The sequence below is a fragment of the Rhizobium sp. S96 genome (assembly GCF_030382195.1).
In the GTDB taxonomy this organism is placed as follows: Bacteria; Pseudomonadota; Alphaproteobacteria; order Rhizobiales; family Rhizobiaceae; genus Rhizobium.
The window spans coordinates 20,497-32,396 of the sequence record NZ_JAUDRY010000003.1; the positions used below are offsets into that span (position 1 = coordinate 20,497).

Here is an 11,900-nt window from a genome sequence, read left to right on the forward strand (position 1 = left end):
TTGCTAGGCAACGCCCAGCGCCGAGAGATCGTGGAGCGCCGCGCCGACGATGCCTTCAATCGTGTCGCCGATATCGACGGTGACGACACCCGGCTCGCCTGTCGGCACCTCCAGCGTCGCCAGTTGGCTTTCCAGAAGCGAGAGCGGCATGAAGTGGCCCTTGCGCGCGCCCATACGCGCGGTGAGCAGTTCCTTCGAACCGTGCAGGTAGACGAAGATGAGTTTGCCTCCGGCGGCAGCGCGCAGCCGGTCGCGATAGCTTCGCTTCAGCGCCGAACAGGAAACCAGGATACCCTCGCCGCGATCGAGCTTCGCCTTCATGGTTTCGCCGATGATGTCGAGCCAGGGCATCCGATCCTCGTCAGTCAGCGGTATGCCCTTCAACATCTTCTCGACGTTGGCGGCCGGATGCAGCACATCGCCTTCGACAAAGTCCAGACCGAGCTTGGCAGCAAGGGCTTCGGCAACGGACGTCTTGCCACTGCCACTGACGCCCATAACGATAAGCGCAAACGGCGATGCACGATCCTGGCTCATGGACTGATTCTTCCCGCGATTTTCGACGCGACCGATTTAGCGCACCCTCAACCGCGAGGCCAGAGCAGGAGCGCAAGCGGACCAAGTCGACATAGAAAAGACGGCAGGTCATCCCTGCCGTCTTCATCAAGGCTGAGCATAACTACCGACGGTGCCGCAACGTTGCTTTCGGCGCTGACCACTCCTGTCAGGACGCAGCCGCCGCTGGGTTCTTGCGTGCAAGCCGTGCGCGAATGGTTTCGACATCGGCGCGCGGCGTGGCGGCGAACAGGGTCTTGGTGTAGCTGTGCTGCGGATTGGCGAACACCTGGTCACGCGTGCCGTATTCCACGGCTTCGCCGTAGTACATGACCATCACGTCGTCTGCCATGTAGCGAACGACCGAGAGGTCGTGGCTGATGAAGACGTAGGTGAGGTTCAGTTCGTCCTGCAGGTCGGCGAGCAGGTTGAGCACCTGCGCCTGCACCGACAGGTCGAGCGCCGAAACGGGCTCGTCAAGCACGAGAAGCCGCGGCTTCAGCATCAGTGCGCGTGCGATGGCAATTCGCTGGCGCTGGCCACCGGAGAACATATGCGGGTAGCGATTGAAGTGGACGTCCTGCAGCCCGACCTTCTTCAGCATCGCCATCGCCAATTCACGCCGTTCGGCGGGGGGCGTCTCGGTGTTGATGATCAGCGGCTCCATCAGGATATCGCCGATCTTCTTGCGCGGGTTCAGCGAACCGTAGGGGTTCTGGAACACGATCTGCACCTTGCGGCGCATCTCGGGTGTGAGATCGCCAGCGGCGATATCAACCTTCTTGCCGTCGATGAACAGGTCGCCGCCGCTGGCCGGATCGATCATGGTGATGATGCGGGCGAGCGTGGACTTGCCGCAGCCGCTTTCGCCGACAATCGCCAGCGTCTTGCCCTGCTCGACCTTGAAGCTCACGCCCTTGACGGCGTTTACGGTCTTCTCTTTCTTGAAGAGGCCGCCGGGCAGATAGTAGTTACGGACGATATTCTTGCCTTCGAGAACTGGCGTCATTGGGCCGCTCCCTGCACAGTCTTGTCTGGATTGAAAAGCTCGCCGATCGTCGGCAGGCGGTCGCCCGTCGCGTTGTCGGGCAAGGCTGCGAGCAGCGCGCGGGTATAATCGCTTTTCGGCGCTTCAAAGAGCGAGAGCACGTCGGCCTCCTCCATCTTGCGACCCTTGTACTGGACGATCACCCGATCGGCGGTCTCGGCAACCACGCCCATGTTGTGCGTGATCATGATGAGGCCCATGCCGTGCTCCGTCTGCAGGCGCATCAGGAGATCGAGGATCTGTTTCTGAATGGTGACGTCGAGCGCGGTCGTCGGCTCGTCGGCAATGAGAAGCTTCGGATTGCAGGCAATCGCGATGGCGATCATCACGCGCTGGCACTGGCCGCCCGACATCTGGTGCGGGAAGTGACCAAGGCGTTCGGCTGGATTGGGAATCCCGACAGCCTCGAACAGCTCGACGGCGCGCTTGCGCCGCGCGGCCTTGTCCATGCCCATATGGATTCTCAGGACCTCTTCGATCTGGAAGCCGACGGTGAAGCACGGATTGAGGCTGGCGATCGGCTCCTGGAAGATCATCGACATGTCCTTGCCGATGATGTTGCGGCGCTCGCGCGCGGACATGCCAAGCAGATTGCGGCCGTCGAAGACCATCTTGTCGGCGGTTACCTTTGCCGTCCACGGCAGGAGGCCCATCGCGGCGAGCATGGAGACCGACTTTCCGGAGCCGGACTCGCCAACGATGGCCAGGACTTCGCCGGCATGAACCTTGAGCGAGACGCCATCGACGGCGCGAAACGCACCAGTCGAGGTCTGGAACTCGACAACGAGATTTTCAATTTCGAGAAGTGCCATCTCAGGACCTCTTCAGTTTGGGATCGAGCGCATCGCGCAGACCGTCGCCCATCAGATTGATGGCGAGAACGGTGATGAGGATGCAGAGACCCGGGAAGGTGACGAGCGACGGCGAGCTCTGGAAGAATTCGCGTGCGTCGGCAAGCATCGTGCCCCACTCGGATGTCGGCGGCTGCGCGCCCATGCCGAGGAAGCCGAGAGCGGCCGCATCGAGGATCGCCGCCGAGAAGGCGAGCGTTGCCTGGACGATGAGCGGTGCCAGGCAGTTAGGCAGGATGGTCTTGAACATCAGGCGAAGCGTGCCGGCGCCGGCGACGCGGGATGCCACGACGTATTCCTTCTCACGCTCACTGATGACGGCGGCGCGGGTCAGGCGGACGAAGTGCGGCTGGTTGACGATCGAGATCGCGATCATGGCGTTCAACAGGCCGGGCCCGAGAACGGCGACCAGCACGAGAGCCAGGAGCAGCGACGGGAAGGCCAGGATGATATCCATGACGCGCATGATGATCGTATCGGTGCGGCCGCGGAAATAACCGGCGATCAGGCCGAGCAGGACGCCGGCGACGGCCGACAGCGAAGCGACGACGAGACCGATGAACAGCGAGAAGCGCGTACCGAAGATCAGGCGGGACAGCATGTCACGACCGACGGCATCCGTACCGAGCAGGAACGAACTGTTGCCGCCTTCCGACCACGCTGGCGGCAGGCGCTGCATGCCGGAGGGCACGTTCGGGTCGTGCGGCGCGATCAATGGCGCGAAGATCGCCATCAACAGGACGATGATGAAGACGAAAAGGCCGATGACCGCGCCTTTGTTGCGGGAAAAATAGTACCAGAACTCCGACAGAGCGGAGGGTGTGGCAGACTTTGTGGTTGCCGTGCTCATGAGCCGCTCCTAGTGCCTGATGCGTGGGTTGATGAGACCGTACATGAGGTCGACGATCAGATTGACGAGCATGATGATGCCGGCAATCAGCAGCAATCCACCCTGAACGACGGTATAGTCACGCTTGAACACCGCATCGACCATCCACTTGCCGATACCCGGCCAGGAGAAGATCGTTTCCGTCAGGATGGCGCCGCCGAGGAGGACGCCGACCTGCAGGCCGATCGAGGTGACGACGGGGATCATCGCGTTGCGCAGCGCATGGACGCCGACGACGCGGAACGGTGTGAGACCCTTGGAGCGGGCGGTACGAACATAGTCCTCGCCGAGCACTTCGAGCATGGCCGAGCGCGTCTGGCGCGCGATGACGGCCAGCGGGATCGTGCCCAGCACGATCGTCGGCAGGATCAGCGACACGAAGGCCGACTTGAACGCTCCGGCCTGACCGGACAGCAGGCTGTCGATCAGCATGAAGCCGGTGACCGGCTTGAAGAAATACATCAGCGAGATACGGCCGGAAACGGGCGTCCAATGCAGCGTATTGGAGAAGAGAACGATGAGCAGCAGGCCCCACCAGAAGATCGGCATCGAATAGCCGACCAGCGCCGCGCCCATCACACTCTGGTCGAACCAGGTTCCGCGCTTGACCGCCGCAAAGACACCCGCAGGGATGCCGAGCACGATGGCAAAAATGATGGCGCAGAGCGAGAGCTCAAGCGTCGCCGGGAACAGCGATCCGAATTCCTGCAGCACGGGACGCTTGGTGACGATCGAGGAACCGAGGTCACCCTGCACCACGTTGCCGAGGTAATCGAGATACTGCACGTACACAGGACGGTCGAGACCGAGGTCGTGCATGATCTGTGCGTGGCGCTCCGGAGCCATGACGCGCTCGCCCGACATCAGCATGACCGGATCACCGGGCAGCAGACGGATGAACGCGAAGGCGATGAGGGAGACGCCGACGAAGGTTGGGATCAGGACCGCAAGGCGTCCGATGAGAAATCGCAACATTGGCATATGTCCATAATGTTCCGGCGGTCAGGTATCAAACCTGACCGCCGGCCAAGCCCGGAGTTGCCGGGCATCTTTGCATAGTTTTGGTTATTCGGCGATATCAACGCCGTCGAAGCGGTGAACGCCGACCGGATCCTGCACGTAGCCGGAAACCTTGGCGCTCATCGGCACGAATTCCGTCGAGTGGTCGATGGTTGCCCAGGGTGCTTCCTTCTTGAAGACGACCTGTGCTTCTTCGTAGAGCTTCGTGCGCTCTGCAACGTCAGCAGTCTTCTTCGCCTTCTTCACGAGGTCGTCGAATTCCTTGTTGCACCACTGAGCGCGGTTGTTGCCGCCGACGGCTTCGCAGCCGAGCAGCGTGTCGAGGAAGTTGTCCGGATCACCGTTGTCACCCGTCCAGCCGAGGATCGCAGCACCGTCGCGCTTAACGTCCTTGGAGAGCTTCAGGTATTCCGCCCATTCGTGGGTAACGATGTCGACCTTGACGCCGACCTTAGCAAGGTCAGCCTGCATCAGCTCGGCGGCGCGACGTGCGTTGAGCATATAAGGACGCGATACCGGCATCGCCCAGATCTTCATCGAGAGATCCTTGACGCCAGCGGCTTCGAGCATCTTCTTGGCTTCGTCTGGATTGTAGGCATCGTCCTTGACGGCGTCGTTGTAGGACCACATCGTCGGCGGGATCGGGTTCTTGGCAACCTGGCCAGCGCCCTGGAAGACGGCATCGACGATCGCCTGCTTGTTGATCGCCATGTTGAGCGCCTTGCGCACTTCAGGCTTGTCGAACGGCGCCTGCTGCGTGTTGTAGGCGAGATAGGAGACGTTCAGGCCCGGCTGTTCCAGAACCTTGAGGTTCGAGTCGGCCTTGAGGTCCTTGACGTCTGCTGCGTTCGGGTAAGGCATGATGTGGCATTCGCCGGCCTTGAGCTTCTGCGCGCGGACAGATGCATCAGGCGTGATCGCGAAAACGAGATCGTCGATCTTTTCCTTGCCCTTGAAGTAGGTTTCGTTTGCCTTGTAGCGGATGACGGCATCCGGCTGGTAGGCAACGAAGGTGAACGGACCGGTGCCGAGCGGCATCTGGTTCATCTGTTCCATCTTGCCGTCAGCCTGGAGCTTGTCGGCATATTCCTTGGAAACGACAGAGGCGAAGTCCATTGCGAGGTCGGCAACGAACGGTGCTTCCGGATGGTTCAGCGTGAACTTGACGGTCAGGTCATCGACCTTCTCGACCGACTTGATCAGCTCGGGGAAGCCCATGCCGGCAGCGTATTCGTAGGAAACGCCGGCGACGTACTTGGCCCACGGGCTGTCAGCCTTCAGCTGGCGCTCGAACGAGAAGACGACGTCGTCAGCGTTCAGGTCGCGGGTCGGCGTGAAGAAGTCGGTGGTCTGGAACTTGACGCCCGGGCGCAGCTTGAAGGTGTACTGCGTGCCATCGTCAGAAACGGTCCAGCTCTCAGCGAGGCCCGGCTCGACTTCGGTCTTGCCATGCTTGAACTCGACGAGGCGGCTGTAAACCGTGCGCGACGAAGCATCGAACGTCGTACCTGCCGTGTAGATGCCCGGATCGAAGCCTTCCGGCGATCCCTCGGAGCAATAGACAAGCGTTTTCGACCAAGCCGTCGACGCCATGGCAGAAGCCAAGACGGTCGCTGCCAAGAGGACAGACATCTTTTTCATGATTTCGTTTCCCAGGTTTGTTCTTTTATAAGTTTTGAGATCCCGGATAGGCACCCGGATCGACGGCAGATGGAACGATATTTATTTGCTGAAATCAACGACCCCAGTGGAAAATTTTTCCATCGGGTCAACTTTAGTAATTTTCCGCCGAAAATAGGCCGCATTTGGAAAGATTCGCACTGGATAAACCCAGTTTTTGTCGCTTTTGGTATAATTTCGCGCCGTGGACGAGCATTCGGGCACAAGCTTACCGCGAGTTCAGCCCCCGATATGGCAGAAACAAAACAACCGCAGACACCCAAGGCGGCTGCGGTTGTTTTCAGTTCAGGGTTTCAAGCGTCAGGCGGCTGGCACTGCCACCGGCGACTTGCGCGGTGCCTGCTCGCCGGTCAGGCCAAGCAGGAAATTGATCTGCGGACGGGCCTTGACGAGATCGTCGATGGAGTACTGCGTCAGTACGTCGAAGAAGGCATTCAACGCCTTGCGAAGTGCCGAGTTCAGGCCACAGCTGTCGATCAGCGGGCACTCGACCATGCCATCGTCCTCGAAGCACTCGGCCATCGCGAAGCTGTCTTCCGTCACACGGACCACATCAAAAAGACTGATGTCCTTGGCGGGCTTGCCGAGGCGAACGCCACCGTTACGGCCGCGAACAGTCTCGACCAAGCCGGCCTTGTTCAACGGCTGCAGGATCTTGAAGAGAAACAGTTCGGAAACACCATAGGCCCTGGCGATCTCCGGGATGCGGCTCAGATGCCCGTCATTGGCAGCACAGTACATCAACATGCGAACTGCATAGTTGGTCTGCTTCGTCAAACGCATGCCGATCTCCAGAATCGTTCTTGTAGGACGTCTATATAGTGGCTTTGCTAGTTTTGAACAATTCCAAATATGAAATTTACAATCACGTTTATGCGGCGACTCGCCGCACGCGTGAACGACAAAGGGCCCCCGTGAGGGAGCCCTTCGCCAAATGCCTGAACTGAAAGCCTTACTTCATCGTCGGCATGACGAATTCGGCGCCGTCCTTGATGCCCGACGGCCAGCGAGCCGTGATCGTCTTGGTCTTGGTCCAGAACTTGATCGAGTCCGAGCCGTGCTGGTTGAGGTCGCCGAAGCTCGAAGCCTTCCAACCACCGAAGGAGTGGTAGGCCAGCGGAACCGGGATCGGAACGTTGATGCCGATCATGCCGATGTTGATGCGGGAAGCGAAGTCACGGGCCGCATCACCGTCGCGGGTGTAGATCGCAACGCCGTTGCCGTATTCGTGCTTCATCGGCAGGTCGAGCGCTTCTTCGTAGTTCTTCGCACGGACGACCGAGAGAACCGGTCCGAAGATCTCAGTCTTGTAGATCTCCATGTCAGGCGTAACGTTGTCGAACAGCGTGCCGCCGACGAAGTAGCCGCCTTCGTAGCCCTGCAGCTTGAAACCGCGGCCATCGACGACGAGCTTGGCGCCTTCCTCGACACCCTTGTCGATCAGACCGCTCACGCGGGCCTGGGCTTCCTTGGTGACCAGCGGGCCGAGATCGGCCTTGTCATCCGTGTAGGGACCGATGCGGAGTGCCTCGATCTTCGGCGTCAGCTTCTCAACGAGACGGTTGGCCGTTTCTTCGCCAACCGGAACGGCAACGGAGATCGCCATGCAGCGTTCACCGGCCGAGCCATAGCCCGCGCCCATCAGAGCGTTGACGGCCTGATCCATGTCGGCATCCGGCATGATGATCATGTGGTTCTTGGCGCCGCCGAAGCACTGGGCGCGCTTGCCGTTCATGGCAGCGGTGCCATAGACGTAGCGGGCGATCGGGGTCGAACCGACGAAGGAGACGGCACCGATATCGGGATCCGTGAGGATCGCATCGACGGCAGCCTTGTCGCCGTTGACGACGTTGAGGATGCCTGCCGGCAGGCCAGCTTCGATCATCAGTTCGGCAAGGCGCATCGGAACAGACGGGTCACGTTCGGACGGCTTCAGGATGAAGGCGTTGCCGCAGGCAATCGCCGGAGCGAACATCCACATCGGGATCATGGCCGGGAAGTTGAACGGGGTGATGCCGGCGCCGATGCCGACAGCCTGGCGCATCGAGTACATGTCGATTGCCGGGCCAGCGCCTTCGGTGAATTCACCCTTCTGCAGGTGCGGAATGCCGCAGACGAATTCGCAGACTTCAAGACCACGGATGATGTCGCCCTTGGAATCTTCGACCGTCTTGCCGTGCTCGCTCGAAAGGAGGGTTGCGAGTTCATCCATGTGCTGGTTCAGCAATTCGACGAACTTGAAGAAGACGCGCGCGCGACGCTGCGGGTTGGTGGCAGCCCACTTCGGCTGCGCAGCCTTGGCGTTCTCGACCGCAGCACGGAGTTCGGCGTTGCTCGCCAAGGCGACGGTCGCCTGCACTTCGCCGGTAGCGGGGTTGAAAACGTTGCTCGAGCGACCGCTGGTGCCAGCGACATGCTTGCCGCCGATAAAATGACCGATCTCACGCATGGATGTGCCTCCTCTTCGTTTCTTGGATGCCGCACAATCGCACTTCAATTTACACAAATCAATGAACTGATATAAGGAACCGTTGTGCAAAAATCGAAGCTACTGGCTGTGCCGCAGTTCCATATTGGCTAAATGGTGCGCGAGCTAGAATTAAGAGAGGGGTGACCTCAAGTGAACGGAAAACCCGTTGTCAGAATCGCCGAGATCGAAATCGATCCGGAACAACTCGAAGCCTACCGCGCGCTGCTGGCTGAAGAAATCGAAGCGTCCGTTGCCCGGGAAGAAGGCGTTCTTTCCCTGAACGCCGTGTCGATCAAAGATAGCCCGCACAAGATCCGGATCCTCGAGGTCTATGCGGATCGTCAGGCTTATGAGGCGCATCTGCTGACGCCGCATTTCCTCAAATACAAGAACGGAACCGCGGGGATGGTGACGTCACTGACACTCATCGATGTCGATCCGATCGCAATGGCCGGCAAGCTATGAACTGGGACGATGTCCGCATCTTCCTCGCCGTCGCCCGCACCGGGCAAATCCTTGCGGCCTCGAAACGGCTGGCGCTCAATCACGCAACGCTGTCGCGGCGGCTGACATCGCTGGAGGAGGCACTGAAGACGCGGCTTTTCGTCAGACGGACGAACGGCTGTGAACTGACGACCGAAGGCGAGATCTTCCTCGCTTCGGCCGAGCGGATGGAAACGGAGATGCTTGCCGCCCAGGCCAATCTCGGCCGCACCGATACCGCGATCGCCGGAACGGTGCGCGTGGGCGCACCGGACGGATTCGGCGTTTCCTTCCTCGCGCCGCGCATGGGCAGGCTGATCGAGCGCCATCCAGAGCTGAAGATCCAGCTTGTGCCGGTACCGCGCTCCTTTTCGCTTTCGCAGCGCGAGGCCGATATCGCGATCACCCTCGAGCGGCCGGAACAAGGTCGCCTCGTTTCCTCAAAGCTGACAGACTATACGCTTGGCCTCTATGCCTCGCGGGACTACCTCGCCAGACACGGAGCGCCGAACGACGTCGACGCTTTGAAAGGCCACCCGCGTATCGGCTACGTGGAAGATTTGATCTTCACGGCCTCGCTCAATTTCTCCTCGGCGGTGATGCGCAGCTGGGATGCCTCGTTCGAGATTTCGACTGCCATCGGCCAGACCGAGGCCGTTCGCTCCGGCGCCGGCATAGGCATCCTGCACGACTACATCGCGCGACAATATCCGGAACTTGCGCGCATCCTACCCGAGGTCTCCATCCAGCGGGCCTACTGGACAACCTATCACGAGAGCGCGCGTGATCTGGTTCGGGTGCGAACCGTCGTCGACTTTCTGCAAGAGCTCGTCCAGGCGGAACGGCACACGTTTCTTTAGCACCCGAGCACGGGACCTTTATCGATCCTGCGTCAGCGTTTCCGTTGCGCGGATCGGCATGCTGTCGATGATCGCGAATAGTTCCGCGTTGGTGATGGGCTCGCTGGCATTCAGCTTTGCGGTCCCGTCCTTTCCGACGAGCACCGCCGCAAACTCTCCTGCCTGCGGACCGCCGAGATCCTGAAGGATTGTGTCGGCGTCGAGCCCCTCGCCCGCGCCGAACAAGAGCCGTACCGAATGGCCGGCCACCTTGAGAAGCACGATGTCACGTTCTGTCAGACCATCGCGATCGGCGAGCAGCTGGTTTTCCTGGCGCGCCGCACGCGAATTGTCTTCATCGCTGAAGATCACGAAGACGCGGTTCTTCCATTGGAACTGTTCGAGGCTGGCCGCCGCGGCGTAAGCGCTGTTCGATTCATCGACCTTTGTTGCGCCGTATAAAAGTGTCTTGGACATGCTCGGTCTCCTGTCGAAAGGAAACGTACCGAGACGACGGCGGTTCCATCGTAGGCGGATCAGGAAACAGAAGGAGGAAGGTGGCGATTTTAGCCGATCGCCCGGCGTGGCCCGTTTGGGGTATCGTGCCCAGGCTCGGAGCCCTGGGGCACAGGACCAGCCGGGCAAATAGCCCGCCCGGTCCCGAGATTTGAATTACATTGCGACCAGTGACGCCAACGGCATCTGCAACGCAGCGGCAATGCGCTTCAATTTGGCTGGATCGGCGTCATCGCCGCTTTCAATATCCTGGATCTCGCCAACAACAAGACCGCAGGTGACTGCAAGGTCGTCAACGCTATATCCTACCGACTCCCGAGCTGTCTTCACAGCTGCGGCAACATCGATAACAGGCACGACCGTTGCTTTGGATTTATCCAGACTATTAAGCGAAATGGACATTTAAGTCTCCTTCTAAATATCACTCTGAATTAACCCCCGGGCGGAAAATGGCACTCTCGATCACGTTTTGCAACGCAATATGTCGATCAAGTCACATAACCTCACGCCGTCGCACGATTGATGCAACTCGCGGCTGTGAAATGCCGTCTTTCCGAGCCGGAAGGTCGACTTATCCATAAGTTCGCGCCGGCAAGGCTAGGCCTGCACACGCATTTCGATGTCCATCCGATTCGTTCGGCGAAAGATGCGTGCCCCCGGTAGCGACTACCGGGCTGATGCATACGAACTCGAATAAGAGGGAATGGTACGGTTGGGGGGTCTCGAACCTCCGACCTCAGGTGCCACAAACCTGCGCTCTAACCAACTGAGCTACAACCGCACAAGTCGCGTCCGACGCGACGGGCCCCACATACGAGGACTTCAAAATTAATTCAAGCCCTATCTCCCTTCAATATACAAAAAGGCCGGACAAATGGTCCAGCCTTTTTGCCTATCGCTTGGAAAATCAGGCCACCTTGAACGAAGCCATGACCTTTTCGGCTGCTTCCTTCGACGGCTTTGCAAGCTTTTCGGCAACCTGCTTGGAGGTTTCCTGGATCGACTTGGCCTGCTCGATCGTCAATTCTGCCTGCTTGCGCAGAAATGCCGTCTGGAGTTCGACCAGTTCGGCAACGGACTTGACCGACAGCAGCGCATCGAGATGCGATAGCGAGTTTTCGGTGTTGGTACGCAGAACCTCGATAGCCTTGTGGCCAATTTCGGCAGCGCCGGCCTGTGCGGTCTGCACGGTGGCTTCGAGGGTCTTGCCAGCTTCCTCGCCAGCTGCCTTCATCTTGGCGTAGGCGTCGCGGGACTGCTGGGCGCTCTTCTCGGTGAAGTCGCGGAAGGTCTCGCTGAACTTCGCCGGGTCGAAGGAAGAAATGGAGAATACGTCATCGATCTTGTTAGCCACGAACTTGCGCTCCTTTTGCCTGGGCATGCTTACGGGCCCCAATTGTTAGATGATCATCATATAGGACATTTCATTGTGCAGTGCAACATCTTTGTGCGACGCACAAGACGTTAACCTTCTCAGCTGAAACCCGCTGCGTCTTCTGGACCCCTTTCCAGCCTGTCGTTATTAATAGACTGTTAATTCCCGAGAATG

Annotated in this window: 13 protein-coding genes and 1 tRNA gene; 2 read left to right on the forward strand and 12 right to left on the reverse strand. The window is 59.5% G+C overall.

The genetic code is table 11. The annotated features are described in order from the left end of the window. Positions 1-3: 3 nt before the first annotated feature. The 8 genes from QTL94_RS01040 to QTL94_RS01075 form a co-directional block, all read right to left on the reverse strand. Positions 4-537, reverse strand: coding sequence for a gluconokinase (locus tag QTL94_RS01040; protein WP_289800313.1), 534 nt, complete (start codon positions 535-537; stop codon positions 4-6). A 187-nt stretch (positions 538-724) separates the two neighbouring features. After that, positions 725-1,564, reverse strand: a complete 840-nt coding sequence (locus QTL94_RS01045; protein WP_289800314.1) for a dipeptide ABC transporter ATP-binding protein — start codon at positions 1,562-1,564, stop codon at positions 725-727. Next, positions 1,561-2,415 (reverse strand): ABC transporter ATP-binding protein, encoded by an 855-nt coding sequence (locus QTL94_RS01050; RefSeq protein WP_113364442.1) that lies wholly within the window; start codon positions 2,413-2,415, stop codon positions 1,561-1,563. Before QTL94_RS01050 ends, QTL94_RS01045 begins: the two co-directional genes overlap by 4 nt. A gap of 1 nt (position 2,416) precedes the next feature. Then, on the reverse strand, positions 2,417-3,304 hold the full coding sequence (locus QTL94_RS01055; RefSeq protein WP_065689565.1) for an ABC transporter permease subunit: 888 nt from the start codon (positions 3,302-3,304) through the stop codon (positions 2,417-2,419). 9 nt (positions 3,305-3,313) lie between these two features. Beyond that, positions 3,314-4,318: an ABC transporter permease subunit gene (locus QTL94_RS01060; protein WP_065689564.1), complete on the reverse strand. Its 1,005-nt coding sequence runs from the start codon at positions 4,316-4,318 to the stop codon at positions 3,314-3,316. A 90-nt stretch (positions 4,319-4,408) separates the two neighbouring features. Continuing rightward, positions 4,409-6,004, reverse strand: coding sequence for an ABC transporter substrate-binding protein (locus QTL94_RS01065; RefSeq protein WP_289800315.1), 1,596 nt, complete (start codon positions 6,002-6,004; stop codon positions 4,409-4,411). 339 nt (positions 6,005-6,343) lie between these two features. After that, positions 6,344-6,826, reverse strand: a complete 483-nt coding sequence (gene rirA, locus QTL94_RS01070; protein ID WP_065689562.1) for an iron-responsive transcriptional regulator RirA — start codon at positions 6,824-6,826, stop codon at positions 6,344-6,346. Between the two features lie 169 nt (positions 6,827-6,995). Continuing rightward, the gene (locus QTL94_RS01075; RefSeq protein ID WP_065689561.1) at positions 6,996-8,492 is read right to left on the reverse strand and encodes a CoA-acylating methylmalonate-semialdehyde dehydrogenase; all 1,497 of its coding nucleotides are present in this window, start codon (positions 8,490-8,492) and stop codon (positions 6,996-6,998) included. A gap of 171 nt (positions 8,493-8,663) precedes the next feature. On the opposite strand from QTL94_RS01075, the gene QTL94_RS01080 reads away from it, so the two are divergent. Further along, entirely contained in the window at positions 8,664-8,978 is a 315-nt protein-coding gene (locus tag QTL94_RS01080; protein WP_289800316.1) for a putative quinol monooxygenase, read from the forward strand. Further along, the gene (locus QTL94_RS01085) at positions 8,975-9,856 is read left to right on the forward strand and encodes a LysR family transcriptional regulator (protein WP_289800317.1); all 882 of its coding nucleotides are present in this window, start codon (positions 8,975-8,977) and stop codon (positions 9,854-9,856) included. Before QTL94_RS01080 ends, QTL94_RS01085 begins: the two co-directional genes overlap by 4 nt. An 18-nt stretch (positions 9,857-9,874) precedes the next feature. Here the strand turns inward: QTL94_RS01085 and QTL94_RS01090 are convergent, their stop codons facing one another. The 4 genes from QTL94_RS01090 to QTL94_RS01105 form a co-directional block, all read right to left on the reverse strand. Beyond that, positions 9,875-10,312, reverse strand: coding sequence for a DUF4174 domain-containing protein (locus QTL94_RS01090; protein ID WP_065689558.1), 438 nt, complete (start codon positions 10,310-10,312; stop codon positions 9,875-9,877). A 195-nt stretch (positions 10,313-10,507) separates the two neighbouring features. Continuing rightward, positions 10,508-10,753 carry a helix-turn-helix domain-containing protein gene (locus tag QTL94_RS01095; protein ID WP_065689557.1) on the reverse strand — a complete coding sequence of 82 codons (246 nt, stop codon included), beginning with the start codon at positions 10,751-10,753 and terminating at the stop codon, positions 10,508-10,510. A 302-nt stretch (positions 10,754-11,055) separates the two neighbouring features. Beyond that, positions 11,056-11,132, reverse strand: a tRNA-His gene (locus QTL94_RS01100). Positions 11,133-11,258: 126 nt separating this feature from the next. Then, the gene (locus QTL94_RS01105; protein WP_289800318.1) at positions 11,259-11,705 is read right to left on the reverse strand and encodes a phasin; all 447 of its coding nucleotides are present in this window, start codon (positions 11,703-11,705) and stop codon (positions 11,259-11,261) included. Positions 11,706-11,900 lie beyond the last annotated feature (195 nt).